Annotated in this window: 28 protein-coding genes; 21 read left to right on the plus strand and 7 right to left on the minus strand. The window is 64.0% G+C overall.

Features of this window, described 5'->3' with window-relative positions; genetic code table 11:
* Window positions 1–172: 172 nt before the first annotated feature.
* Window positions 173–1117 carry a LysR family transcriptional regulator gene (locus GGR23_RS05875; protein ID WP_183365768.1) on the minus strand — a complete coding sequence of 315 codons (945 nt, stop codon included), beginning with the start codon at window positions 1115–1117 and terminating at the stop codon, window positions 173–175.
* 163 nt (window positions 1118–1280) lie between these two features.
* Between GGR23_RS05875 and GGR23_RS05880 the strand changes: the two genes are divergently transcribed.
* The 21 genes from GGR23_RS05880 (at window position 1281) to GGR23_RS05975 (ending at window position 20451) form a co-directional block, all read left to right on the plus strand.
* Entirely contained in the window at window positions 1281–2462 is a 1182-nt protein-coding gene (locus GGR23_RS05880) for a muconate/chloromuconate family cycloisomerase (RefSeq protein ID WP_183365216.1), read from the plus strand.
* Window positions 2463–2474: 12 nt separating this feature from the next.
* Window positions 2475–2765, plus strand: coding sequence for a muconolactone Delta-isomerase (gene catC / locus GGR23_RS05885; protein WP_183365218.1), 291 nt, complete (start codon window positions 2475–2477; stop codon window positions 2763–2765).
* Window positions 2766–2818: 53 nt separating this feature from the next.
* Window positions 2819–3757, plus strand: coding sequence for a catechol 1,2-dioxygenase (catA, locus tag GGR23_RS05890; protein WP_183365220.1), 939 nt, complete (start codon window positions 2819–2821; stop codon window positions 3755–3757).
* Window positions 3758–3874: 117 nt separating this feature from the next.
* Window positions 3875–5233, plus strand: coding sequence for a Rieske 2Fe-2S domain-containing protein (locus GGR23_RS05895; RefSeq protein ID WP_183365222.1), 1359 nt, complete (start codon window positions 3875–3877; stop codon window positions 5231–5233).
* Window positions 5230–5718, plus strand: coding sequence for a benzoate 1,2-dioxygenase small subunit (gene benB / locus GGR23_RS05900; RefSeq protein WP_183365224.1), 489 nt, complete (start codon window positions 5230–5232; stop codon window positions 5716–5718). The genes GGR23_RS05895 and benB overlap by 4 nt, the downstream gene beginning before the upstream one ends.
* Window positions 5719–5759: 41 nt before the next feature.
* A complete protein-coding gene (gene benC / locus GGR23_RS05905; RefSeq protein ID WP_183365226.1) occupies window positions 5760–6785 on the plus strand; it encodes a benzoate 1,2-dioxygenase electron transfer component BenC in 1026 nt (341 codons plus the stop codon).
* The gene (gene benD, locus GGR23_RS05910; RefSeq protein WP_183365228.1) at window positions 6782–7573 is read left to right on the plus strand and encodes a benzoate diol dehydrogenase BenD; all 792 of its coding nucleotides are present in this window, start codon (window positions 6782–6784) and stop codon (window positions 7571–7573) included. The genes benC and benD overlap by 4 nt, the downstream gene beginning before the upstream one ends.
* A gap of 32 nt (window positions 7574–7605) precedes the next feature.
* Complete coding sequence (locus GGR23_RS05915; protein WP_183365230.1) at window positions 7606–8937, plus strand: MFS transporter; 1332 nt, start codon at window positions 7606–7608, stop codon at window positions 8935–8937.
* 63 nt (window positions 8938–9000) lie between these two features.
* Window positions 9001–9840, plus strand: coding sequence for a 3-oxoadipate enol-lactonase (pcaD, locus tag GGR23_RS05920; protein WP_183365232.1), 840 nt, complete (start codon window positions 9001–9003; stop codon window positions 9838–9840).
* A 57-nt stretch (window positions 9841–9897) separates the two neighbouring features.
* Window positions 9898–10620 carry a 3-oxoacid CoA-transferase subunit A gene (locus GGR23_RS05925; RefSeq protein ID WP_183365234.1) on the plus strand — a complete coding sequence of 241 codons (723 nt, stop codon included), beginning with the start codon at window positions 9898–9900 and terminating at the stop codon, window positions 10618–10620.
* Window positions 10617–11288 carry a 3-oxoacid CoA-transferase subunit B gene (locus GGR23_RS05930; RefSeq protein ID WP_183365236.1) on the plus strand — a complete coding sequence of 224 codons (672 nt, stop codon included), beginning with the start codon at window positions 10617–10619 and terminating at the stop codon, window positions 11286–11288. Before GGR23_RS05925 ends, GGR23_RS05930 begins: the two co-directional genes overlap by 4 nt.
* Before the next feature lie 2 nt (window positions 11289–11290).
* Window positions 11291–12496, plus strand: a complete 1206-nt coding sequence (gene pcaF, locus GGR23_RS05935; protein ID WP_183365238.1) for a 3-oxoadipyl-CoA thiolase — start codon at window positions 11291–11293, stop codon at window positions 12494–12496.
* Window positions 12497–12736: 240 nt separating this feature from the next.
* Window positions 12737–13099, plus strand: coding sequence for an ArsR/SmtB family transcription factor (locus GGR23_RS05940; RefSeq protein ID WP_183365240.1), 363 nt, complete (start codon window positions 12737–12739; stop codon window positions 13097–13099).
* A 19-nt stretch (window positions 13100–13118) separates the two neighbouring features.
* The gene (locus GGR23_RS23400; RefSeq protein WP_281375666.1) at window positions 13119–13250 is read left to right on the plus strand and encodes a hypothetical protein; all 132 of its coding nucleotides are present in this window, start codon (window positions 13119–13121) and stop codon (window positions 13248–13250) included.
* Window positions 13250–14311, plus strand: coding sequence for an ACR3 family arsenite efflux transporter (arsB, locus tag GGR23_RS05945; RefSeq protein WP_183365242.1), 1062 nt, complete (start codon window positions 13250–13252; stop codon window positions 14309–14311). Before GGR23_RS23400 ends, arsB begins: the two co-directional genes overlap by 1 nt.
* A 1-nt stretch (window position 14312) precedes the next feature.
* Window positions 14313–14738, plus strand: coding sequence for an arsenate reductase (glutaredoxin) (gene arsC, locus GGR23_RS05950; protein ID WP_183365244.1), 426 nt, complete (start codon window positions 14313–14315; stop codon window positions 14736–14738).
* A gap of 252 nt (window positions 14739–14990) precedes the next feature.
* Window positions 14991–15401 carry an OsmC family protein gene (locus GGR23_RS05955; protein ID WP_183365246.1) on the plus strand — a complete coding sequence of 137 codons (411 nt, stop codon included), beginning with the start codon at window positions 14991–14993 and terminating at the stop codon, window positions 15399–15401.
* Between the two features lie 74 nt (window positions 15402–15475).
* Window positions 15476–15784: an ArsR/SmtB family transcription factor gene (locus tag GGR23_RS05960; RefSeq protein WP_183365248.1), complete on the plus strand. Its 309-nt coding sequence runs from the start codon at window positions 15476–15478 to the stop codon at window positions 15782–15784.
* Between the two features lie 76 nt (window positions 15785–15860).
* Entirely contained in the window at window positions 15861–17258 is a 1398-nt protein-coding gene (locus tag GGR23_RS05965; RefSeq protein ID WP_183365250.1) for an FAD-dependent oxidoreductase, read from the plus strand.
* Between the two features lie 2 nt (window positions 17259–17260).
* Window positions 17261–18472, plus strand: a complete 1212-nt coding sequence (gene arsK, locus GGR23_RS05970; protein WP_183365252.1) for an arsenite efflux MFS transporter ArsK — start codon at window positions 17261–17263, stop codon at window positions 18470–18472.
* A 449-nt stretch (window positions 18473–18921) separates the two neighbouring features.
* A complete protein-coding gene (locus tag GGR23_RS05975) occupies window positions 18922–20451 on the plus strand; it encodes a site-specific integrase (RefSeq protein ID WP_183365254.1) in 1530 nt (509 codons plus the stop codon).
* On the opposite strand, the gene GGR23_RS05980 is transcribed toward GGR23_RS05975, so the two are convergent.
* Genes GGR23_RS05980 through GGR23_RS06005 form a run of 6 tightly spaced genes read right to left on the minus strand, consistent with a single transcriptional unit; the run spans window position 20448 to window position 23349 of the window.
* Window positions 20448–21047: a hypothetical protein gene (locus tag GGR23_RS05980; protein ID WP_183365255.1), complete on the minus strand. Its 600-nt coding sequence runs from the start codon at window positions 21045–21047 to the stop codon at window positions 20448–20450. The two genes, GGR23_RS05975 and GGR23_RS05980, sit on opposite strands and share 4 nt — an antisense overlap.
* Window positions 21037–21621, minus strand: coding sequence for a hypothetical protein (locus tag GGR23_RS05985; RefSeq protein WP_183365256.1), 585 nt, complete (start codon window positions 21619–21621; stop codon window positions 21037–21039). The genes GGR23_RS05980 and GGR23_RS05985 overlap by 11 nt, the downstream gene beginning before the upstream one ends.
* Window positions 21622–21623: 2 nt before the next feature.
* A complete protein-coding gene (locus GGR23_RS05990) occupies window positions 21624–22112 on the minus strand; it encodes a hypothetical protein (protein ID WP_183365257.1) in 489 nt (162 codons plus the stop codon).
* A complete protein-coding gene (locus GGR23_RS05995; RefSeq protein ID WP_183365258.1) occupies window positions 22109–22594 on the minus strand; it encodes a hypothetical protein in 486 nt (161 codons plus the stop codon). The genes GGR23_RS05990 and GGR23_RS05995 overlap by 4 nt, the downstream gene beginning before the upstream one ends.
* Entirely contained in the window at window positions 22581–23042 is a 462-nt protein-coding gene (locus tag GGR23_RS06000) for a hypothetical protein (RefSeq protein WP_183365259.1), read from the minus strand. Before GGR23_RS06000 ends, GGR23_RS05995 begins: the two co-directional genes overlap by 14 nt.
* Window positions 23032–23349 carry a hypothetical protein gene (locus tag GGR23_RS06005; protein WP_183365260.1) on the minus strand — a complete coding sequence of 106 codons (318 nt, stop codon included), beginning with the start codon at window positions 23347–23349 and terminating at the stop codon, window positions 23032–23034. Before GGR23_RS06005 ends, GGR23_RS06000 begins: the two co-directional genes overlap by 11 nt.
* Window positions 23350–23517 lie beyond the last annotated feature (168 nt).

Below are 23517 nucleotides of genomic sequence, written 5' to 3' on the forward strand. Positions count from 1 at the left end.
TTCCGGAAGCGGAAGTCCGGCCCCTCGGGGCTGCGACATTTTGGACCGCAGTCGCTGGCCGGCGTCGAGGCGAGGTGCCACCGGACAGACCGGCGGAACCCATGGCCCCGGCTGCGGCGTCAGCACTGACTGATACAGCCGACGGTCGGGGCTCCCCGAATCTCCCCGGCGCTTAACTCTTGGAAAAGCTCGTGCGGATCGGCAGATTGTGCTCCAGTCCGAGCCAGGGCGGATTTTCCGCATACATGTCCTGGATGAGCTGCTTGACCAGTTCGATATGGGGAGAATTGTCGCCGGTGCGGTGGCTGAGCACGACCGGGGAGGTGGTGCGTTCGCCGGCGAGCAACCGGTAATGCACGTCCGACCGCAGCTTGCGTGCGGATGAAGGCACCACGCAGAGGCCGGCTTCGGCTGCAACGAGACCCAGGGCTGTCTGGATCTCGCTCACCTCCTGGACCTCTCCTGCCCGGACGTCGTGATCGAGCAGGACGCCAAGGACCTGATCGGCAAAGCTCGGCCGCGGCTCGCGCGGATAGACGATCAGCTTCTCCCCCGCCAGCGCCTCGACCGGAAGCGGATCGCTGCTGGCGGCAAGCGCGGTTCCCTCGGGAATGGCGACTGCCAGGCGCTCCTCGCGCAGCACCGTGCTCACCACATTCGGGTCACTGTGGCGCAACCGCCCGAAGCCCAGGTCGATCCGGCCCTCCTTGAGAGCGGGAAGCTGCTGGACAGACATCATTTCCAGAAGCTGGATATCCACCTCGGGCGCGTGCTGGCGCAGCTTGCGCACCAGTGCCGGAAGCCCGCCGTAAAGCGTCGATGCGACGAAGCCGATGGACAGCACGCTGTTCTGGTTCAGCCCGACACGGCGGGTGGCGTTGCGCATCTGCTCCACCCGGCCGAGGATTTGCAGCGCCTGCTCGTAGAAGACCCGGCCCGCTTCCGTCAGCCGGACAGGGCGGCTGGTGCGGATCAGCAATTCCACACCGAGCTCTTCCTCCAGAAGCTGGATCTGGCGGCTCAGGGGAGGCTGGGCGATGTGCAGAAGCTCGGCGGCGCGGGTGAAGTTGCGCTCCCTTGCCACTGCCACGAAATAGCGCAACTGCCTGAGATCCATCCCGGTCATCGCCGACAACCCCGCATTCTGAGCATAATGAACGATTATTTCCGTCACAAATCCGGAGATTCCGGAAGAGTTTTCAATCACTATACCCTAGCGGTATCATACGAAATGTAAATGGTGTTGGACGGTCGGGCCTGACGAACGCAATCATGCGGTCATGAACACGAACCCCGCTCCCACTCTTCCGGCGCTTTCGCCCGCCCCCGTCGTCGAACGGATCGAGACCATGCTGGTCGACCTGCCGACGATCCGTCCGCACAAGCTGTCCGTTGCGACGATGAACGGGCAGACCCTCATGCTGGTCAAGATCCATTGCAGCGACGGCGCCGTCGGCATCGGCGAGGGAACGACGATCGGCGGGCTGGCCTATGGCGGCGAAAGCCCGGAGAGCATGAAGCTCGCCATCGACCGCTATTTCGCGCCCGTGATGATCGCACAGGACGCAACCCGCGTGCAGGCGCTCATGGCCCGGATCGGCAAGATGGTGAAGGAAAACCGCTTCGCCAAGAGCGCGGTGGAGACGGCGCTTCTCGACGCCCATGGCAAACGCCTCGGACTGCCGGTCAGCGAACTCCTCGGTGGCCGTCGCCGCGATCGTCTGCCGGTGGCCTGGACGCTGGCTTCCGGCGATACGGCGCGCGATATCGCGGAGGCGGAGACAATGCTGGATCTCCGGCGTCACCGCATCTTCAAGCTGAAGATCGGCGCCCGTCCCGTGCGGGAAGACGTAGCCCATGTGGCCGCGATCAAGCGCGCGCTCGGGGAACGCGCGGCCGTCCGCGTCGATGTCAACATGGCCTGGACCGAAACCGAGGCCGGCTATGGCATGGCCGCTCTCGCGGAGGCGGGATGCGAGCTGGTGGAGCAGCCGGTCGCCTCGGCGAGAGCACTGTCGCGGCTCGCCCGCCGCTTCCCCGTCGCACTCATGGCGGATGAATCCCTGCACGGCCCCGAAAGCGCCTTCGAGATTGCGCGCATCCACGGTGCGGACGTCTTTGCCGTCAAGGTCGAGCAGAGCGGTGGCCTCTACAACGCGCTGCGGGTTGCGGCCATCGCGGATGCGGCCGGCATCGAGCTCTACGGGGGAACCATGCTCGAAGGTGCCTTCGGGACGATTGCCTCGGCGCACGTCTTCTCCACCTTCGCCCATCTGCAATGGGGCACGGAGCTCTTCGGCCCGCTGCTGCTGACCCAGGAAATCCTCGAAACCCCGCTCGACTACAGCGACTTTTCGCTTGCCGTACCCGCCGGTCCCGGACTGGGCATCGATCTCGACGAGGACAAGGTCTCGGCTTTCGTGCGCGAGGGCACCCGCAAGATCACCGGCATCAAGGATTGAGGAGACAGAAGGATGCTTTTCCACGTCAGGATGGATGTGAAACTGCCCCGCGATCTCTCTGCCGAGGAGGCGGTCGAGATCCTTGCCCGGGAAAAGGCCTATTCGCAGGACCTGCAGAAGAGCGGCAAGTGGCGCCATATCTGGCGGATTGCCGGCCAGTACGCGAATGTCAGCATCTTCGATGTGACCGACAATGCCGAGCTGCACGAGATACTCTCGGGCCTTCCCCTTTTCAAATTCATGGACATCGAGGTCATGCCGCTCGTCCGGCATCCTTCCGCTGTCCGTGGCGACGACAGCTGAACCCAGCGACGGGGCCGAGGCGCCCCGATCCGCGATCCAGAGGAGGACATGACATGACAGTCAAGATTTTCAACCGCCCCGACATCCAGGACTTCCTGAAGGTGCTGAGCGGCCTTGACCAGAACGGCGGGAATCCCCGCGTCAAGCAGATCATCCATCGCATCGTTTCCGACCTGTTCAAGGCGATCGACGATCTCGACATCACCCCGGACGAATACCGGACCGGCATTGCATGGCTGAACGAACTCGGCGCGGCAGGCCAGGCCGGGCTGATCTCGCCCGGCCTCGGCCTCGACCACTTCCTCGACGAGCGCCTTGATGCGATCGACGAGGCGCTGGGTATCAAGAACGAGACGCCGCGCACCATCGAAGGGCCGCTCTACGTGGCCGGCGCTCCGGAAAGCAAGGGCTTTGCCCGTCTCGATGACGGTACCGATGCGGACGGTCATCCGCTGATCATGCATGGCACCGTCTATGGCTCCGATGGCAAGCCCGCGGCGGGTGCGAAGGTCGAAGTATGGCACTGCGACACGCGCGGCTTCTATTCGCATTTCGATCCGACCGGCAAGCAGGCACCCTTCAACATGCGCCGGACGATCATCACGGACGAAAACGGCCGCTACAAGTTCCGCAGCATCGTGCCCCATGGCTACGGCGTACCGCCGGGCAGCCCGACCGAAAAGCTGCTGTCTGCCCTTGGCCGTCATGGCCAGCGCCCCGCGCACATCCACTTCTTCGTCAGCGCCGAAGGCCACCGCAAGCTGACCACCCAGATTAATATTGCCGGCGACCCGCTGATCAATGACGACTTCGCCTATGCGACGCGCGAAGGCCTGGTGCCGGATCTGGTAGAGCGTACCGACGAGGCGAGCATCAAGGCCAACGGTCTTGCCGGCCCCTTCGCCGAAATCACCTTCGACATAAGGCTGACCGCGCTCGTCAACGGCGTCGACAATCAGGTCAACGCCCAGCGCAAGCGCGCCGCGGCCTGATCCGGAATGGCGGGAGGCGGCCTGCCGCGTCCCGCCTGACCATCCCTCGTTCCATTTCCCATCGACATCGTTGCAACGGCCGGGCGGCTGAGCCCCCGCCGGGGCGGGAGAGAAACCATGTCCAAGATCATCAACAAGGCAGAGGCGCTTCGCGAGCTGCTCGCCAATGCGGTGGAGGACGACAAGGAAGCCGGTGTCTTCCGTTGCCGCCGCGACATCTTCACCAATCCGGATCTCTTCGATCTCGAGATGAAGTACATCTTCGAGGCGAACTGGGTGTACCTGGCGCATGAAAGCCAGATCCCCGCCGTCAACGACTATTACACGACCTCCATCGGCCGCCAGCCGGTGGTCATCACCCGCGACAAGACCGGCGCGCTTCATGCGGTGATCAATGCCTGCGCCCATCGCGGCGCGATGCTCTGCCGGCGCAAGCACGGCAACAAGGGCAGCTTCACCTGCCCCTTCCATGGCTGGACCTTCTCCAATACGGGCAAGCTGCTGAAGGTGAAGGACGAGAAGACGACGGAATATCCCGCCGGCTTCGCCAAGGACGGGTCGCATGACCTGACCCGCGTCGCCCGCTTCGAAAACTATCGCGGTTTCCTGTTCGGCAGCCTCAATCCCGATGTCGAGCCGCTGGAGGACTTCCTCGGCGAAACGAAGGTGATCATCGACCAGATCGTCGACCAGGCGCCCGATGGCCTCGAGGTGCTGCGCGGCAATTCCTCCTACATCTATGACGGGAACTGGAAGCTCCAGATGGAGAACGGCTGCGATGGCTACCATGTCAGCTCCGTCCACTGGAATTATGCCGCCACCATGGGCCGCCGCAAGGAAGAGGGCACCAAGGCGGTCGACGCCAACAGCTGGAGCCGCTCGGTCGCAGGCGTCTATGGCTTCGAGAACGGCCATATCCTCCTCTGGACCAACACGATGAACCCGGAGGTTCGCCCGGTCTTCAACCGGCGCGAGGAGATCGTCGGACGCGTCGGCGCGGAAAAGGCGGACTTCATCGTCAACCAGACCCGCAATCTCTGCATCTATCCGAATGTCTTCCTCATGGACCAGTTCAGCACGCAGATCCGGGTTACCCGCCCGATCAGCGTGGACAAGACGGAAGTGAGCATCTTCTGCTTCGCGCCGAATGGCGAAAGCGCTGCCGACCGCGCCGTCCGCATCCGCCAGTACGAGGATTTCTTCAACGTGTCCGGCATGGGCACGGCCGACGATCTCGAGGAATTCCGCGCCTGCCAGACCGGCTATGCCGGCACAGCGGCGCTCTGGAACGATCTGTCCCGCGGCGCACCGCTCTGGATCGACGGGCCCGATGACAATGCCCGCCGCATGGGGCTCAACCCGCTTCTGTCAGGCGAGCGCAGCGAGGACGAGGGCCTCTTCGTCCGCCAGCACGAATACTGGGCGCGCGTGATGCGCGAGGCGCTTGCCGCCGAAACCGAAGGAGCCGTCGCATGAGCGCCGTTCACGACACCATCTCTGCCTTCGTCTACCGCGAGGCCAGGCTTCTGGATGATCGCCAGTGGGACGAATGGCTGACCTGCTATGCCGAGGACGCCACCTACTGGATGCCGGCCTGGGACGACGACGACCAGCTGACCGAGGATCCGCAGAGCGAGATCTCGCTCATCTACTATCCGGACCGGAGCGGTCTGGAAGACCGGGTCTTCCGCATCAAGACCGAACGCTCCGGCGCCTCCACGCCGGAGCCCCGCACCAGCCACATGATCGCCAATCTGGAGATCCTGGACGATCGCGGGACCGAGGTCGATCTCCGCTACAATTTCCATACGCTGAACCATCGCTACAAGATCACCGATCACTTCTTCGGAACGGTGTTCCTCACGCTTCGGCGCCAGGGCGAGGGATTCCTGATCGCGGCCAAGAAGATCGTCCTCAAGAACGACTACATCCGCCAGGTCATCGACATCTACCACATCTGACCGCCCGGCAGGGCAAGGGAAAACCATCGGGAGAGGCGCACATGACGAGCTACCGGATCGCATTGAACTTCGAGGACGGCATCACCCGCTTCGTCGAATGCCGGGCGGGCGAGAAGCTGCTGGACGCAGCCTTCCGCCACCAGATCAACCTGCCGATGGACTGTTCGGATGGCGTGTGCGGCACCTGCAAGTGCCGCGCCGAAACCGGCAGCTACGACCTTGGCGACGACTATATCGAGGATGCGCTCACCGCCGACGAGGCGGCCAGCGGTCTCGTCCTCACCTGCCAGATGAAGCCCACGAGCGACTGCATCGTCTCGGTGCCGACCACGTCGGCCGTCTGCAAGACGGGCCAGCAGAGGATTGCCGCCGCCGTCGCCGGTGTTGCCCAGCACCATGACGCCGCCGTCGTGCTGGAACTCGATATGGAAGGGTCTGGCCTCGCTTTCCTCCCCGGCCAGTATGTCAACATCGACGTGCCGGGCAGTGGCGCCAGCCGCTCCTATTCCTTCACCACCGCGCCGGGCGAAAACCGCCTCGGTTTCCTGATCAAGAAGCAGCCGGGCGGGCTGATGAGCAGCTGGCTGTCGCACGCCAAGACAGGCGACCGCCTGACGCTGACCGGGCCGATGGGAAGCTTCTACCTGCGCGATACGGACGGCCCGCTGCTCTTCCTGGCCGGCGGGACGGGCCTTGCCCCGTTCCTGTCCATGCTTGAGGTCCTGGCCCGCAAGGGGTCGACCCAGCCGATCCATCTCGTCTACGGGGTAACCCGGGATCTCGATCTCGTGCTTGTCGATGCCCTTGACGCCTATGTCGCACGTCTTCCGGGCTTCCGCTACACGACCGTCGTTGCCGACAGCACTTCCGCCCATCCCCGCACGGGCTGGGTAACCGACCACATGCCCGAGACCCTGCTCGGGGACGGCACGATCGACATCTATCTCTGCGGCCCGCCGCCGATGGTCGATGCCGTGCGCAGCTGGCTCGGCGAGAAGTCCATCACGCCGCGCAGCTTCCATTACGAGAAGTTCACGCCGAACCTGATCCTGAAGGAAAGCGCATGAGCGACGCGGTCTTCGAAGGACGGTTTGCCGGCAAGGTGCTTGTTGTCACCGGCGCGGCGCAGGGCATCGGCCTTGCCGTTGCAGCCCGCGCCGTGGCGGAGGGCGGACGGGTGCTTTTCGTCGACCGGGCGGACTTCGTCCATGAGGCCGCCGCCGCCGCCGGGCCGAAAGACCGTGCGGATGCCTGTGCGGTCGATCTCGAAAATCATGCGGGGGCCGCTGCCGCCATGCAGCAGGCTGCCGACCGGTTCGGCGGGATCGACATTCTGATCAACAATGTCGGCGGCGCGATCCGCATGCGTCCGTTCGAGGCCTTCGAGCCCGCGCAGATCGATGCCGAGGTCCGTCGCTCGCTGATGCCGACGCTTTATGGCTGCCACGCCGTCATCCCGCATCTTCTGGCGCGGGGCGGGGGCACCATCGTCAACGTGTCGTCCAATGCGACGCGCGGCATCCATCGCGTGCCCTATTCCGCGGCGAAGGGCGGCGTCAATGCGCTGACCCAGTCGCTTGCCATGGAGCTTGCGGAGCGCAACATCCGCGTCGTGGCCACCGCACCTGGTGGCACGGAAGCCCCGCCGCGCCGCATTCCCCGCAATGCCGAAGGGGATACGACGGAAGAAAGGGCCTGGATGCAGGAGGTCGTGGCGCAGGTGAAGCAGTCGAGCTTCATGAAGCGCTACGGCAGCATCGCCGAACAGGTGGCTCCGATCCTTTTTCTCGCCTCCGACGAGGCATCCTACATCACCGGGTCCGTTCTGCCGGTCGCGGGAGGCGACCTCGGCTGACCGTGCCCATCCGACAAACGGGAGGAGTGACAATGCGCAAGATCGATGTGAGTGAGGCAATAGACAGCGGCCCCTTCGGCCGCTTCCAGTGGATGGTGGTGGGCCTGTGCGGCCTGCTGCTGATCGTCGACGGCTACGATGTCTTCGTGGCGGGAACGGTTCTGCCCAAGCTGATTGCGGAATGGGGCCTCACCAAGCCTCAGGCGGGCACGCTGCAGGCCTGGGCCCTGTTCGGAATGATGTTCGGAGCGCTCGTCTTCGGCCCCCTTGCCGATCGGATCGGCCGCAAAAGGGGCATCGCCATCAGCTTCATGCTTTTCACCCTCTCCACCGTGATGACGGGTTTTGCCCGCTCGCCCGACGAATTCAAGATCTTCCGCTTCATCGCCGGTCTCGGCTGCGGCGGTCTGATGCCCAATGCCGTGGCGCTGATGAACGAATATGCCCCGAAGCGCCTGCGCGGCACCATGGTCGCCCTGATGTTCTCCGGCTATTCGATCGGGGGCATGGTTGCTGCCGGCCTCGGGATCGCCATCATTCCTGCGCTCGGCTGGCAGTGGATGTTCTTCATCGCCGCGCTGCCGCTCGCCATGCTGCCGGTCATTCTCTGGCATCTGCCGGAATCGCTCGGTTTCCTCATCCGTCAGGGGCGCGAGGGAGAAGCCCGCGCCGTTTACGCCCGGCTGCTGCCCGAGGCTCCGCTCGCGGGGGACGACCAGCTGGTCTTCGTGGAAAAGAAGCCCGCCTCCACCACGGTCCTCGAACTGTTCCGCAACCAGCGGGGCCTGCGCACCGCCATGCTGTGGCTCGCCTTCTTCTGCTGCCTGCTGCTCGTCTACCTGCTGTCTTCGTGGCTGCCGAAGGTGCTTCAGGAAGCCGGTTATGCCGAACGAGCGAGCCTGCTCAGCCTCTTCTCGCTGAATTTCGGCGGCATGGTGGGGGCCATCGCCGGCGGCTGGCTGGGTGACCGCTTCGGCCTGCCGAAGGTCGTGGTCTGCTTCTTCGCCGCCGCCGCCATCTCGATCGCGCTCGTCGGTACGGGCCTTCCCGCCTTGCTGCTCTTCCTCGCGGTCTTCGTGGCGGGTGCGACCACCATCGGCACGCAGATCCTTCTCTATGCCAGCGTCGCGCAGCTCTACACGCTGTCGATCCGCTCCACCGGTCTTGGCTGGGCCTCCGGGGTTGGCCGCATCGGCGCCATCGTCGGGCCGACGTTCGGCGGGTTCCTGCTCGCGCAGGAACTGCCGCTCCAGCAGAACTTCGCGATCTTCGCCATTCCTGCAGTGATATCCACCCTGGCCATGCTGGTCTTTGCGCTGGCGCGTCCGCGCGCAGAGCCAGAGCCCGGACTTGCCGCTGCCTGAACCCGATCCACCGCCAGGACGGCCCGCGACCGGCGCGGGCCGTCTCTTCCGGAGACAGACGCCATGCCGATACTGACCCTGCCAGAGCACAGCCTGCATTACCGGATCGATGGCGCCGGCCCGGGACGGCCTTGGCTCCTGTTCTGCAATTCGCTGGGAACCACGCTCGAGATGTGGGATCACCAGGTCGAGGCGCTCGGCCGATATTTCCGGATCCTGCGCTACGACCGCCGCGGACATGGCCTTTCAACTTCGCCGCCGCGACCCTTCGCGCTTTCGGACCTTGGCGAGGATGTCCTGAAGCTTCTGGACAGCCTCGGGATCGAAAGAACGCACTTCTGCGGCCTCTCGATCGGCGGGCTCGTCGGCCAGTGGCTCGCGATCAACGCGCCCCACCGTCTCGATCGCATCGTGCTTGCCGCAACCGCGTCCCGCATCGGCACGGCCGAAGGCTGGCAGGCGCGCCGGGAGTCCGTCGAAAGGGACGGCTTGGAGCCGCTCCGGGCAGCGACCCTCGAACGCTGGTTTTCTCCCGCCTTTGCCGCAGCCAATGGCGATCTCGTCGCCCCCGTGCTCGATGCCTTCGTCAAGACGTCCGTAGCCGGTTACGCTGGTTGCTGTGCCGCTCTCTCAGATGCGGATTTCACGCAAGCGCTGACGACCATACCGCATCCGCTCCTTGCCATTGCAGGGGAGAGCGATCCGGTCTGCCCGCCTGCCGACCTGGAAAGCCTTGCCCTGGGTGTCCGCGACGGGCGCAGCATGGCGCTTCCCGGCAGGCATATCGTCAACATCGAAGCGGCTGATGCCTTCAATTCCGCGGTTCTGGCCTTCCTGCGCGGCTGCGTCGGCGCGGCGTCCTGCATCCCGGATCAGCCGGTCGGTCATCCCGCGAACAACTGAGACTGCGGGCTGTCCTGCCTTGCGAGGCAGGCGCCCCGATACAAGAAGGAGAAGCTCATGGACAAGACGGTTGGCAGCCTCGCCGAGGCCGTGTCCCGCATCGGCGACGGAGCGCATGTGATGATCGGCGGCTTCGGCGGCTCCGGCGCGCCGATCGAACTCATCCACGCGCTGATCGATCGCTATCGCGCGACCGGTCACCCGAAGGACCTGACGGTCATCAACAACAATGCGGGCAACGGCCATGTGGGCCTTGCGGCGCTGATCGAACAGCGGATGGTGAAGAAGCTGATCTGCTCCTTCCCGCGCTCGGCCGATCCGAAGGTCTTCACCGACCTTTATCTCGCCGGCGAGATCGAGCTGGAACTCGTGCCGCAGGGGACGCTTGCCGAGCGCATTCGTGCGGGCGGGGCGGGCATTCCGGCCTTCTACACGCCGACCGCCTATGGCACCGACCTCGCCAGGGGCAAGAAGATCGAGGAATTCGACGGGCGTCCCTATGTGCAGGAGCGGTGGCTGAAGGCCGATGTCGCCATCGTCAAGGCGTATCGGGCAGACCGGCACGGCAACCTCGTCTATTCGAAGGCCGCCCGAAACTTCAATCCGCTGATGTGCATGGCGGCCGCCCACACCATCGTACAGGTCGAGGAGATCGTCGAGCCGGGCGGCATCGATCCGGAAGTCGTCGTCACGCCCGGCATTTTCGTCCAGTCCGTCGTGTGCGTCACCGATCCGCAGCAGGAAGAAGACCTCAACCGCCAGGGAGCCCACCATCCATGATACCGAAGCTTTCCAACGCCCAGATCGCCTGGCGTGCCGCGCAGGACATCGAGGACGGCGCCTATGTCAATCTCGGCATCGGCTTTCCCGAAATGGTCGCCCGCTATCAGCCGGAGGGCCGCGAGGCGATCTTCCACACGGAGAACGGCATCCTGAATTTCGGTGAACCGCCGGCCGAGGGCACCGAGGACTGGGACCTGATCAATGCCGGCAAGAAGGCGGTGACGCTGAAGCCGGGTGCTGCCTTCTTCCATCATGCCGACAGCTTCGCCATGGTGCGCGGCGGGCATCTGGATGTGGCGATCCTGGGCGCCTATCAGGTGGCCGAGAACGGCGATCTCGCGAACTGGAGCGTCGGCGCGGGCGGCGTTCCGGCCGTAGGCGGGGCAATGGATCTGGTCCATGGCGCAAAGCGCGTCGCCGTCATCACCGAACATGTGACCAAGAAGGGCGAACCGAAGCTTCTCTCCCGCTGCACGCTGCCGCTCACCGGCGTCGCCTGCGTCACGCGGGTCTATACGAGCCTGGCTGTGATCGACATCGAGGGCGGCCGCTTTGTCCTGCGGGAAAAGTTGCCCTCGCTGTCGCTTGACGCCCTGCAATCCCTGACCGGCGGAGAGCTTCATGTTCCCGGCCCTGTCACCGACCTCATCGTCCCGGAGCTCTGATCATGACCGACGCCTTCATCTGTGATTACGTGCGCACGCCCATCGGCCGCTTCGGCGGATCGCTTTCGTCCGTGCGGGCAGACGATCTCGGGGCGATCCCGCTCAAGGCGCTGATGGCGCGGCATCCCGGGCTCGACTTCGCCGCCGTTGACGAGGTCGTCTTCGGTTGCGCCAACCAGGCGGGCGAGGACAATCGCAACGTCGCGCGCATGTCCCTGCTGCTCGCGGGACTGCCGCTTTCCGTTCCCGGAACGACGATCAACCGGCTGTGCGGCTCTGGCATGGATGCCGTCATCACCGCAGCCCGTGCCATCCGCGCCGGTGAGGCCGATCTCGTCATTGCCGGCGGCGTGGAAAGCATGAGCCGTGCGCCCTTCGTCATGCCGAAGGCCGAAGCGGCCTTTTCCCGAGCGGCCGAAATTCACGACACGACCATCGGCTGGCGCTTCATCAACCCGCTGATGAAGAAGCAGTATGGTGTCGATTCCATGCCGGAGACGGGGGAAAATGTCGCCGAGCAGTTCAAGGTCAGCCGTGAAGACCAGGACGCTTTCGCGCTGCGCTCCCAGGCAAAGGCCGCGGCCGCGCAGGAAAACGGACGACTTGCCCGGGAAATCGTCCCCGTGACCATTCCGGTCCGCAAGGGCGATCCCGTCGTCATCGACCGCGACGAGCATCCGCGTGCAACGACCATGGAAGCGCTCGCCAGGCTCGGCACGCCCTTCCGGAAGGACGGCGGGACGGTGACCGCCGGCAATGCATCCGGCGTGAACGACGGTGCCGCAGCCCTGATCATCGCCTCGGAAGCGGCGGCACGGGTCCATGGCCTGACCCCGATTGCCCGGATCCTCGGCGGCACGACCGCCGGCGTCGAGCCGCGCATCATGGGCATCGGTCCCGCACCCGCATCGCAGAAGCTGATGGCAAGACTTGGAATGACGGAGAAACAGTTCGATGTCATCGAACTCAACGAGGCTTTTGCCAGCCAGGGTCTTGCCACGCTTCGCCTGCTGGGGATAGCCGACGATGACCCGCGTGTGAACCGCAATGGCGGAGCAATTGCACTCGGTCATCCGCTGGGGATGTCGGGTGCACGCATCACCGGCACGGCAGCGCTGGAACTGCAGCTCTCGGGCGGACGATACGCGCTCTCCACCATGTGTATCGGTGTGGGCCAGGGCATTGCCGTCGCGCTCGAACGGGTGTGAAGGCCAGGGATCGGTTACCGCGGCGATCGCTGCGGTTGCCAGCGACTGCCGGAAGGAGTGGATTTGAAGCGAACGGGGCCGCTGCCGGGTCAGGCGGTTCCGTTCCCGCTCTGGTGCTCCCGGTGGCCGTGTGCTTCCTTCAAGGGGAGTGCGGCAACGGGGAGGATCATCGGATCTCTTGGTAATTGCGGCCTCACCCGCCGGTCTTGACAGGCACAAAGCATCCATTATTCTGGATATATGGATGAGAATAGCGCCATCGCGGCCCTTGCCGCCCTTGCCCAGCCGACACGGCTCCAGACCTTCCGTCTCCTTGTGGAACGGGAACCCGAGGGCGTTCCGGCCGGAGAGCTGGCGCGCATTGTCGGCGTTCCGCAGAACACCATGTCCGCGCACCTGACCATTCTCTCGAACGCAGGCCTGATCTCGGGCGAGCGCCAGAGCCGCTCCATCCTCTATCGCGCGGATCTCGAAGGTTTCCGCTCCGTCATGCTCTACCTGCTGCGGGACTGTTGCGGCGGCAATGCCCGTCTCTGCGCGCCACTCCTGGCCGACCTCATCCCCTGCTGCCCTCCCAAACAGGCCGTTCCGGCCCAAAGCTGAACCGACGAAAGATCGCGCCATGACCAGGAACCGCAACCCGGCCTTCCTCAGCCTTCCCCTCCGATCCATCGACAAGCTCGCAAGGCAGGCGAAGCCGCGGCAGATCGCGGTCATGCAGGGTGCGGCATCCACCGAAGGGAGGGCGGCGTGATGTCGACCTTCGAACGCTACCTCACCCTGTGGGTCGGTCTCTGCATCGTCGTCGGCATCGCCCTCGGTCATGTCTTCCCAGGCTTCTTCCATGCCGTCGGAGCCATGGAAGTCTCCAGGGTCAATATCCCCGTCGCCGTCCTCATCTGGCTGATGATCGTGCCCATGCTCCTGAAGATCGACTTCTCGGCGCTCGCCGAAGTCGGGCGGCACTGGCGTGGTATCGGAGTGACGCTTTTCGTGAACTGGGCGGTGAAGCCCTTCTCGATGGCCCTGCTGGGCTGGCTCTTCATCGGCTGGCTGTTCCGGCCCTATCTGCCGGCAACGCAGATCGACAGCTACATCGCGGGCCTGATCATTCTGGCGGCCGCGCCCTGCACGGCCATGGTCTTCGTCTGGTCGAACCTCACCAAGGGCGAGCCGCACTTCACGCTCTCGCAGGTGGCGCTGAACGACGCCATCATGGTGGTCGCCTTCGCGCCCATCGTGGCGCTCCTGCTGGGTCTCTCGGCCATCACCGTGCCATGGGATACGCTGGTGCTCTCGGTCATCCTCTACATCGTCATCCCGGTGATCGTGTCCCAGATCATGCGGCGGTCGCTGATATCTGGCGGATCTACCGCACGTCTGGACGCCCTGCTGGCCCGGCTCCAGCCGCTTTCGCTTGTCGCGCTGCTGGCAACGCTGGTCATGCTGTTCGGCTTCCAGGGAGAGCAGATCATCGCCCAGCCCGGCGTGATCGCCCTTCTCGCCGTGCCGATCCTGATCCAGGTGTACTTCAACTCGGGGCTCGCCTATCTGCTGAACCGCATCTCTGGCGAACAGCATTGCGTGGCCGGACCATCGGCGCTCATCGGCGCCTCGAACTTCTTCGAACTCGCTGTCGCCGCCGCGATCTCGCTCTTCGGCTTCAACTCGGGCGCAGCGCTCGCAACCGTCGTCGGCGTGCTCATCGAGGTGCCGGTCATGCTCTCCGTCGTCTTGATCGTGAACCGCTCGAAGGGCTGGTACGAAAGCGCTCCAGCCGTTGCTCGCAACTCCGCTCACTCAAGGAATGCCTGACATGGACGTCACCATCTACCACAATCCCGCCTGTGGCACCTCGCGCAACACGCTGGCGCTCCTTCGCCATGCGGGGATCGAACCGGTTGTCATCGACTATCTGGCACATCCGCCTTCGGTGGCGGAGCTGAAGACGATGATCGCGGATGCTGGCCTGACGGTCCGCGAGGCGATCCGCGAGAAGGGAACGCCCTATGCCGAACTCGGGCTCGCCGATCCTGATCTCTCGGACGAGCAGCTGCTGGAGGCCATGGTCAAGACCCCCATCCTGATCAACCGTCCCTTCGTCGTCACGCCCATGGGTACGCGGCTCTGCCGGCCGTCGGAAGCCGTTCTCGACATCCTGCCGGCCGATGCCTTCAGCAGCGCCTTCGTCAAGGAAGACGGCGAGCCCGTTCTCGACCCGCAGGGCAAGCGCCTTGGCTGATCCGGAGAGTCTTCCTGCTGCCGGGCCGCGCCATCAGCGCCAGATCGCCCGCCGATCTCGTCCCGCCCTCCACGGCGAGCGGAAGGCGAAAGCAAAACAGCGGGTGGGCGGGGCAGCCTGACATCCCCCGCAACCAGCCGCTCGCGCGCATTTGACCGAAGTCAAGGCACACTTGCCCCGAAGGTGAAAGACATGCCGGCGAGGGGGGCAGTTTGCCCCTTTCCCCTCTGCCGCATCGGAAGGAGTGTCGTCATGCTGGAATACAATGTCAGCGCCCGCCGGATCGACGGGCATGGAAGCGTCGCCTTTGCCAAGCAGGCGGAAGTCGTTCTCGACACCGACATGGCGGGGCGCCCCGACGCCTTCAATCCGGCAGAACTGCTTCTCGCCTCGGTCGCCGCCTGCATGATCAAGGGAATCGAACGGGTCACGCCCCTTCTGAAGTTCGAACTCAAGGGTGTGAGCGTCAAGCTGCACGGCGTTCGACAGGACAGCCCGCCCAAGATGATATCCATCGACTACGAGCTGATCGTCGACACGGACGAGACGGACCAGCGCCTCGAGCTTCTTCACAAGAATGTCAGGAAATACGGCACCATATCCAATACGGTCGCCGGCGCACTCGAACTGACTGGCACGATCCGCCGCGCGACCGCATCCTGACCTTTTCGCCCGCTATTTCCAAAGGTATGGAAATAGCGGTTGACGCGGTGCGCGATATCCGGCATGTTATTTCCATGGTTATCGAAGAAGCGGCCTCTCAGCTCGAGGCGCTGGGCAACGAGTCCCGGCTGAAGATCTATCGCGTGCTCGTGAGGGCAGGCCAGACGGGCATCCCTGTCGGTCAGCTGCAGGAGCGCGTCGGCATCCCGGCATCGACCCTCTCGCATCATCTGAAGCGACTGGTGGATGCGGGCCTGGCCTCGCAGGAGCGGCAGGCAACGACGCTCATCTGCCGGGCAGACTATCGGAGCATGCGCGCGCTGATCGGGTTTCTGTCGGACGAATGCTGTGCCGAGGAGGGCTGCGTGGCGAGCAGCCGCTAAAGCGAGGCGGCGGCCTGGCCGCCCCTTTTTTTAACGTTATATTTCGATATTTCTAGAATCACAAAAGGAGAGTGCCATGCAAGATCTGAAGCTTCCCGTCGCCGTCATAGGAGCCGGTCCGGTCGGTCTGGCCGCGGCGGCGCATCTCGTCGAACGCGGCCTGCAGCCGCTCATCCTGGAAAAGGGAACATCGGTCGGAGCCGCCGTTCTCGAGTGGGGGCATGTCCGGGTGTTCTCGCCATGGATGTACAACATCGACGATGCCGCCCGGCGGTTGCTCGAGACCCGAGGCTGGAAAGCGCCTGACGCCGACGTGCTTCCGACCGGGAGAGAGATCGTCGAGCAATACCTCGCTCCCCTCTCAAGGGTCCCGCAGATCGCCAGCGGCCTGAAGCTCGGCTCGACCGTCACGGCGATCACCCGCAGGGGGCTGAGCAAAGTGGGTTCGAAAGGCCGCGATGGCGCCCCCTTCGTCATCCGCTACGAGAGGGACGGCATCACGGAGAACGTGCTTGTCGGGGCCGTCATCGACGCGTCAGGCACCTGGGACCAGCCGAACCCGCTCGGTATCGACGGCCTGCCGATCCCTGGCGAGGGGTGGTCCAGCCATCTTTCCTACGGCATTCCCGATGTCACCGGCGCGCGCCGTGCGGAGTTCATCGGCAGGCGGACTCTGGTCGTCGGCAGCGGCCACTCGGCCATCAATGTCGTCATGGCGCTGATGGAGCTGCAGAATGCCGATCCTGCCACGAAGATCTTCTGGGCGCTCCGGCACGACGGTGTCGAACGCCTCCTGGGCGGGGGTCTGAACGACCGGCTGCCTGCGCGCGGAGCCCTCGGCCTGGCGGCGAAGAAGGCGATAGCCGAGGGCCGGCTGACCCTGCTGACATCCTTCTCCGCGGACGCGATCACGGCTGATGGCGGCCCTGCTGTGCTGGCGACTGCGAATGGCGAGGCAATCCGGCTGCATGTTGATCAGATCGTCGTCGCCACCGGGTTTCGTCCCGACTTCTCCTTCCTGCGCGAGTTGCGCATCGCGGTCGATCCGATCGTCGAAGCCCCGCCGGCGCTCGCGCCGCTCATCGATCCCAACCTCCATTCCTGCGGGACGGTGCCGCCGCACGGCGTCTTGGAGCTTTCCCATCCGGAGAAGGACTTCTACATCGTCGGCATGAAGTCCTACGGACGCGCGCCAACCTTCCTGATGAAGACCGGATACGAGCAGGTGCGTTCGGTCGTCGCCGACATCGCAGGCGATCATGAGGCGGCGCGCCGGGTGGAGCTCGTTCTGCCGGAAACCGGGGTCTGCTCGGTCACCCTTTCCTCCGGCTCATCGGCAGGATGCTGCGGCGGCCCGGCAACGACTCGGTCCGACGCCTGCTGCGTCGCCGACGCGGTCGCCAAGGACGAGGGGAAATCCGGTTGCGGCTGCGGCTCGAAGGCCGCGCCGGAAAAGGCCGTGGAGCGCGCATAACCATGCCGGATGGAAAACTGCCCGCATGGGCGCTGGCCGGACTGGGCGCGACCCAGATCGTCGGCTACGGCAGCCTCTACTACTGCCTGAGCATCCTCGTGCCCGACATCGCGCGCCAGTTCGCGGTGTCGGAGCAGTGGGTCTTCGGATCCTTCTCCCTGGCGCTGCTGGCCGGAGCGCTTGCGGCCCCGCTATCGGGCAGGTGTGCCGACCGATGGGGTGCCGGGCGGGTCATGACCTTGGGCTCGATCGGTGCAGCCGCAACACTGCTGTTGGCGGCGCTGGCGCCGGGGCCCTGGTTCTTCGCGGGGGCACTTGGACTGATGCAGGCGGTTTCCGCGGCCGTCCTTTACCCGATGGCCTTCACGGCCATCGTTCAGGCAGGTGGACGAAGCGCGCAGACGTCGATCGTCCATCTGACGCTGATCGCGGGTTTCGCCTCGTCGCTGTTCTGGCCGCTGACGACATGGCTGCATGCGGCCATGTCGTGGCGCGATGTGCTGCTGATCTATGCGGCGCTCCATGTCATGGTCTGTCTCCCCGTCCACGGGGCTCTGTCGCGGCTGACCTCCGGCGCCGCCATTGCCGGGCGGCGCGGCGAAGCGCCTGTGGAAGAGGCGGTCGCCCGCGCCAATGGCAGCGCCGTCTTCCTGCTCATGCTTCTTGGCTTTGCCATCGAGGGCTACGCGCTTTCGGCGATGCTGGTTCACATGGTGCCCCTGACAAAGGCTCTGGGACTTGGCGCTGCGGGCCTGGCGGTGGCCTCGCTCTTCGGTCCGGCGCAGGTGGCGAGCCGCCTGGTCAATCTCCTTTTCGGTGCCGACCTCCCGCAGGTCTGGCTTGCCGTCATCGCCGCCCTGCTCATGCCGGTTGGGGGCGTCGTCCTCCTCTTCACCACGCCGTCGTTTGCAGGCGCGGTCGTTTTCGCCGTCCTCACGGGCCTCGGTTCGGGACTGACGAGCATCGTGGGCGGGACGCTCCCGCTGGAATTGTTTGGCCGGCGGGGCTACGGGGCGCGGCTCGGGTGGTCAACCTCCGCAAAGCAGGTGACGTCTGCGCTGGCGCCATTCGCGATGTCGGCCTCGATGGCCGGGATGGGGGTGCCGTTTTCCTTGTGGGTCATCGTGGCTGCCGGACTGGCGGGCGCGGGGGCGTTCGCGCTGATTTCCATGGCGGCAGCGGTCGAGTACGAGAAGATCGCCCCTGATGGGTAAGCGGCTCACGAGGCGCGGAAGAGGGCTCTCTCGACCTTTTCCTGATGTCACAGGCACAGCGGGCCGCTTGCAGGCCTTTGCTCGCGTTGAACGCAGAACGGCGGTAGAAACCGTCATCAGCCCGCAATCCGGCCTGACTGGCAAACTCAACTCGTGAAGTCTTGGGAAAAATGGTGCCCGGAGGCGGATTCGAACCACCGACACGCGGATTTTCAATCCTAAAGCCTGTTCTTCACCACTCAGCCAACTTTGTTTACAAACCTAGCAGACACTAGGCATCACCTCCACAAACTCCAACATTCTCAATACGTTGTCAACAATTACGCCCCTCTTGCATGTTTCGCGGATCTCGGTCACGCTAGTTCCTACCTGCCTTTGTCAACCAATTTGCAAACGGTATGGAGACGGTATAGACCCCGACGACGGTATGAAGCGTATGGAGAAGCGATATGGCGACTGAGAGGCTGGTGATCACGGAGAGGGAGATTATCCGGGCGAGGAAGATGGCAGAAACGGGCGAGACACCCGACGGTAAGGTGTTCATTTTCACGGACACCAAGTTCACCGGCCTCGGCCTGCGGGTGCAGGGGAAGCGAGCCAGCTGGGTCGTGAAGTGGAAAGACGTCACCGTGACCATCGGCTATGTCCATCCGGTCGGTGACCGGACGATGACAGCTCCGAAGACGGTACGCGAGCTGGCTGCGACCGTGCTGAGCCTCATGAAAGAAGACGGTTCCAAAGTGAAGCCGTTTCTCGACGCCCACTGGTCGGGACAGAAGAAGGAAGACGCTCTTAAAGCCGTTCACAAGAAAGCCGACACCTGGACGCTGCGCGAATGCGTCGAGGCCACGATCGAGGGTAAGACGTCGGCCCACGCGAAAGCGAAGATTACTGCGAACACGGTCAAGGACTACCGCGGCACTTTCTCGCGCGAATGTTTCGCGAAGATCATGGAGAAGCCAGCCGCACTCATCACGCGCGGTGACATCGAGAGCGTCCGCGATTACGTCAAGAAGCACATCGGCACCAGCCCGGCGATCAAGATCATTGCCTATACGCGGGCCGTCCTAGATTACTGCGCGAAAAACCACGCCGGGCAGTCCGGATTGGATCGCGTGGATCCATGGTGGCAGTTCCTGAATGCGCCCTACGCTGTCCAGCCGCGCAACCGGCGACCCGAGGTTCAGGATATCGTGAAGACACTCATACTCGCCGAAGAATATCTGACGCGGCCGCTGCCCGGCCGCGCAGTCACGAAGCCCGGCGTAAATCCCGGTACTCTCGCCGGACTTTGGTGGCTCGTTCTGACGTGCCAGCGAGCGACGGCTGGCATGTCTCTGCTGGCGCACGACGTCGTTCCTGACACCCAGTCGGAGGATTTCATGGTCGCGGCGTGGGCAGAAGACGTGATGAAAGCCGGACAAGCACACGTTCTGCCGATTCCGATCCGTGCATGGCAGCATATCAATCGCTTTCGGGATCAGGGTCGGCACGCGGGATCTCAGGAGTGGGCCTTCCCGAGCGAGAGAAAGTCCGACGTCCATGCCACGTCTTCCGGCGTATACCGGATCCTGTCTCGACTAGGCGCACGCGACGCGTTGGAGCAACCCCCGAAAGGGAAGAAGCCCCCTGTGCGTACCGAACGCCGCGACCTGCTTACCGAGGCAGGTATTCCGTGGTGGTCACCGCACGACCTCCGGCGGTCGCTGACCGCTACGCTAGACGAACACGGCATTCCCGGAGGGGCAACCGTCATCCTCGCTCATGATATCCATGAAAAAGAGGCACTGGCCGTCGGAGCGACCGAGCGCGAGCGGGAGAACTTCGTGAAGTTGAGGACGGCACGCATCACCAAAATGGCTTACGGCGGCAGTCAGTACATCTCTCTTAAGAAAGAGGCGATGCGCATCTGGTGCGACGTCATTCTCGACGAGTACGAGCGGCAGAAAGCCGAGAAGGAACAACAGCAGGCGGCTTAGTGCCGCCTGCTTGGATCCAGCATCTCGATCACAATCCGGACTTCCTCCGGGTCAGCCTCACGCAGCCCGGTGCCGTGACCCGCCTCCAGTGCTGCGTGATAGACGTCCGTGCGACCGATCCGGAGAAAGTCCGTCACGACACGCATAGGCACGATGCCTTCGCTCCACATCCGGAAGATCTCGGCCTTCTCGACATCAGCGTCTTCGGCACGAAAATACAGCTCCGGGTGTCGATCGCGGTCAATCTCGCTCACCAGACCGTCCATTGGATGCCGCTCTCCGACCAGACAGGCATGATCTTCGCAAAGCATGCGCGACCGCCTCACACCGATCCGAAGCCGTCCATCCCGTCCACAGGCTTCGCAGGTCATCATGCTGACGACCCGCGCGATACGCTGGATCGCTCCGATTGTCGACGTCTGGTCCCCGAGTTCTTCGGAACTGTCAGGGAGGTTCACCGCGACGTCGACCCGGAGAAGTCCGTGCATCCGATCTGCACGCCGGAGCCGCGCGTTCCATGCATCTGGCAGCTGCGAGATCTTTAAGACCGCGTCTAGCACGAGCGGATACCATCCGCGGCCGACGTCAATTTTCATCCCACCACCTTGTCTGTTCGTGCCATCGCCGCCCCCACAGATAGCACCACCCGACGTCCTGCGCATACGCATACTGCCGATCCGACGTCACCCGCAGCAGCCGATGCCACACGCGATCCGAATCCGGCCGCACGTGATCGCAGTCAGGAACGTCTCCGGACAGTATCCAATGTGCCGGAGCATCCCCTTCCTGAACCAGCAGGACATCCCAGTCGACCAGCACCGTAGCCGACATCATCTCGTCGTCAGTCAGAGTGGCACTGGGTGACAGTCTGTACGAAGGATGCGGCCACAACCCTTCTGGATACGCCAGATCCAGCAGCCGTTTTCCAACCCGAAAATGCCATCCGACCCGCTGCACGAGCAGCCGCCCCGCAAACGCGGCGTCGTCTTTCGTGATGCGCCGCCGGCGCGGATCGCCGAGGCCAGCGCGTTCGAAAAATCCACGCAGATCCCGATACGCTACCGAAACCGCCAGTTCGAGTGACATCTCCTCCGGATCCGGAAGCCGGGATGCCACCTTCCACGCTGTCGGTTCCGGGTACGAGTGGCACTGGGTGACAATCTTCAGCATGATTAGCCCTCCTCGGCATCGGGGTCGTACGGCACGAAGGTGTCGAGGTCAGGATCATACGCTTCCCATCCTGTCCCCTCCGCGCTGCCGATCTGAACGCGGACCGGTGGATCCGTCGGCGGCTCGATAGTGCCGTCTTTCGCAGTGGCGTGCTCGTCGCATGCGACGTAGTACCAGCCGCGGCCGCGCAGTAGACCTGGCTGTCCGCACTTTTCACAGACGAAAAACGACCGAGCTTCCGCTAGCTCGCGGGCTTCGTCGATGGCGGCGAGAACGGCTTTGTCGTTTGTCTGGACGCTGTCGTAGATGCGGAGACCGCCGAATTTTTCCTTCACCTGACGGATGTCGTAGGTCGATGCCCGTTTCACATAGTGGTCGACGACCGCGAAATATGCGTCCAGGATGTCGGCCCACCCCTCGCCGTGCTCGAAATACATGCCGTGTTTCCCGAACAGCCGCTTATACTTCTCATTCAGCTCTTTCAGCGTCATCGCTTCCACCTCTCCGGGACATCTACCTCTTTCAGGCTGTCGCTCTCGCGATCGTACTCGTACCAGCGTCCTCTCATCGGCCATGCCGGTGGACGTCGCGGCGGTAGCCAGTCGCGCATGAGATCGGGCATGTGGTCCGGGCACAGGCATTTGCGCCATCCAGCCTGCCCCGGCGGCGGCAACCGGATCTCGCCGTCACGGCCGCAGATTTCGCACGCGTAAGCGCTCCGGCTCTCGGCCAGCCGCTGGAGCAGGACGACCTCGTCGACGTCGGAGTCGTGCAGGATCCGGAGGGCACCGAACTTTTCTTTCAGCTCGACGACCTGAAGAGCGGGATCGAGCGGCAGCGCGTCGGTGATGAAGCGCCGGATGATGTCGAGCCAGCCGATTCCGACGTCGACGTATTCGGCGCTTTCGAATACGCTGGGAAACTCCTCGCAGAGGTCGTCGCGTTTCAGCGTCGGGATTTTAGTGCTGGACATTTGTCACCCCCATCGCTTCCATGGTCCTCAGCGCGGCGTGATTCAGAGCCGGGACGCACTCCTGGCAGATCGGCCGGTCCCACTTCCATTTTTCCCGGCGGAAGCGCGGGTGGAGCTGCTCGGCTTCCCAGAGCGTGACCCCGTTCTGGCTGCCGCAGTGCTCGCAGGTGCTCAGGCTGCGGGTCACGTAGCCCTGGACGACGTCCTGCAGTCGCTTACGCCGCTTGAGATCAAGGACGTTTTCGCCGTCATAGACAACGCAGAGCCACGACCGCGCCGCGATGTTCAGGACGCGGACTTCCGGGAAGAGATATTTCAGCTCGAGGAGCATCTCTTCGACGAGAGCGAGCCATCCTTCCCGGATGCGGATGTCGCCGTCCGGATTGAAATTCGGGAAGCGGAGGATGAGGTCGGAGACTTTGTAGGTAGGGATATAGTCAGGATACATTGCGGAGCACCTCCGTGAAGTCGTCGGCAATCGTCAGGAACTCGGCCTCGGCGCGACACATGATGAGATGCAGATCCCGCGCGCGGCTGTGTCCGACCGGACTTCGCATCTCGAAATCGAGGCGAACGCGTTCGTCGGTGAGCGAGATCCCGGTAACGCGGATCTCACGGTGCAACCCGAGCTTCCGCATCGTGCGCAGCAACGACGACAAGACAGGCAGCATGTGAGCGGGAATACGGATGCGGTCGACGTCCGGCAGGTCGATGCCGTGCTCGGACAAGAGCTTGATGAAGACGGAGTCCTTCATGATGCGATTTCTCCACTGGATAAGACGAATGCGCTGCTTGCCGCCGGCCGGCGGCGGTCAGGCTATTCGTGCTATCGAGTGGAAAATCTGCATCGGGATCGCTCTCTCAGATGGAAACGGTGGCACGTTCTACACCATGCGGAGTCGCTTGAGAGCCCCGGAATTCTG

Origin of the sequence: Gellertiella hungarica (assembly GCF_014197145.1) — a bacterium.
In the GTDB taxonomy this organism is placed as follows: Bacteria; Pseudomonadota; Alphaproteobacteria; order Rhizobiales; family Rhizobiaceae; genus Gellertiella; species Gellertiella hungarica.

Excerpts from the sequence above, each read along its gene's own strand:
- GGR23_RS05895 (WP_183365222.1), top strand. The coding sequence starts at position 3,875 with ATGTCCAAGATCATCAACAAGGCAGAGGCGCTTCGCGAGCTGCTCGCC.
- GGR23_RS23400 (WP_281375666.1), top strand. The coding sequence starts at position 13,119 with ATGACCAGGAACCGCAACCCGGCCTTCCTCAGCCTTCCCCTCCGATCC.
- GGR23_RS05990 (WP_183365257.1), bottom strand. The coding sequence starts at position 22,112 with ATGACGCTGAAAGAGCTGAATGAGAAGTATAAGCGGCTGTTCGGGAAA.
- arsC (WP_183365244.1), top strand. The coding sequence starts at position 14,313 with ATGGACGTCACCATCTACCACAATCCCGCCTGTGGCACCTCGCGCAAC.
- pcaF (WP_183365238.1), top strand. The coding sequence starts at position 11,291 with ATGACCGACGCCTTCATCTGTGATTACGTGCGCACGCCCATCGGCCGC.
- GGR23_RS05915 (WP_183365230.1), top strand. The coding sequence starts at position 7,606 with ATGCGCAAGATCGATGTGAGTGAGGCAATAGACAGCGGCCCCTTCGGC.
- GGR23_RS05965 (WP_183365250.1), top strand. The coding sequence starts at position 15,861 with ATGCAAGATCTGAAGCTTCCCGTCGCCGTCATAGGAGCCGGTCCGGTC.
- benD (WP_183365228.1), top strand. The coding sequence starts at position 6,782 with ATGAGCGACGCGGTCTTCGAAGGACGGTTTGCCGGCAAGGTGCTTGTT.
- arsB (WP_183365242.1), top strand. The coding sequence starts at position 13,250 with ATGTCGACCTTCGAACGCTACCTCACCCTGTGGGTCGGTCTCTGCATC.
- GGR23_RS05940 (WP_183365240.1), top strand. The coding sequence starts at position 12,737 with ATGGATGAGAATAGCGCCATCGCGGCCCTTGCCGCCCTTGCCCAGCCG.
- GGR23_RS05960 (WP_183365248.1), top strand. The coding sequence starts at position 15,476 with ATGGTTATCGAAGAAGCGGCCTCTCAGCTCGAGGCGCTGGGCAACGAG.
- GGR23_RS05975 (WP_183365254.1), top strand. The coding sequence starts at position 18,922 with ATGGCGACTGAGAGGCTGGTGATCACGGAGAGGGAGATTATCCGGGCG.
- GGR23_RS05985 (WP_183365256.1), bottom strand. The coding sequence starts at position 21,621 with ATGCTGAAGATTGTCACCCAGTGCCACTCGTACCCGGAACCGACAGCG.
- pcaD (WP_183365232.1), top strand. The coding sequence starts at position 9,001 with ATGCCGATACTGACCCTGCCAGAGCACAGCCTGCATTACCGGATCGAT.
- GGR23_RS06005 (WP_183365260.1), bottom strand. The coding sequence starts at position 23,349 with ATGAAGGACTCCGTCTTCATCAAGCTCTTGTCCGAGCACGGCATCGAC.
- GGR23_RS05995 (WP_183365258.1), bottom strand. The coding sequence starts at position 22,594 with ATGTCCAGCACTAAAATCCCGACGCTGAAACGCGACGACCTCTGCGAG.
- GGR23_RS05980 (WP_183365255.1), bottom strand. The coding sequence starts at position 21,047 with ATGAAAATTGACGTCGGCCGCGGATGGTATCCGCTCGTGCTAGACGCG.
- benC (WP_183365226.1), top strand. The coding sequence starts at position 5,760 with ATGACGAGCTACCGGATCGCATTGAACTTCGAGGACGGCATCACCCGC.
- GGR23_RS05925 (WP_183365234.1), top strand. The coding sequence starts at position 9,898 with ATGGACAAGACGGTTGGCAGCCTCGCCGAGGCCGTGTCCCGCATCGGC.
- GGR23_RS05955 (WP_183365246.1), top strand. The coding sequence starts at position 14,991 with ATGCTGGAATACAATGTCAGCGCCCGCCGGATCGACGGGCATGGAAGC.
- GGR23_RS06000 (WP_183365259.1), bottom strand. The coding sequence starts at position 23,042 with ATGTATCCTGACTATATCCCTACCTACAAAGTCTCCGACCTCATCCTC.
- GGR23_RS05880 (WP_183365216.1), top strand. The coding sequence starts at position 1,281 with ATGAACACGAACCCCGCTCCCACTCTTCCGGCGCTTTCGCCCGCCCCC.
- catA (WP_183365220.1), top strand. The coding sequence starts at position 2,819 with ATGACAGTCAAGATTTTCAACCGCCCCGACATCCAGGACTTCCTGAAG.
- arsK (WP_183365252.1), top strand. The coding sequence starts at position 17,261 with ATGCCGGATGGAAAACTGCCCGCATGGGCGCTGGCCGGACTGGGCGCG.
- catC (WP_183365218.1), top strand. The coding sequence starts at position 2,475 with ATGCTTTTCCACGTCAGGATGGATGTGAAACTGCCCCGCGATCTCTCT.
- GGR23_RS05930 (WP_183365236.1), top strand. The coding sequence starts at position 10,617 with ATGATACCGAAGCTTTCCAACGCCCAGATCGCCTGGCGTGCCGCGCAG.
- GGR23_RS05875 (WP_183365768.1), bottom strand. The coding sequence starts at position 1,117 with ATGGATCTCAGGCAGTTGCGCTATTTCGTGGCAGTGGCAAGGGAGCGC.
- benB (WP_183365224.1), top strand. The coding sequence starts at position 5,230 with ATGAGCGCCGTTCACGACACCATCTCTGCCTTCGTCTACCGCGAGGCC.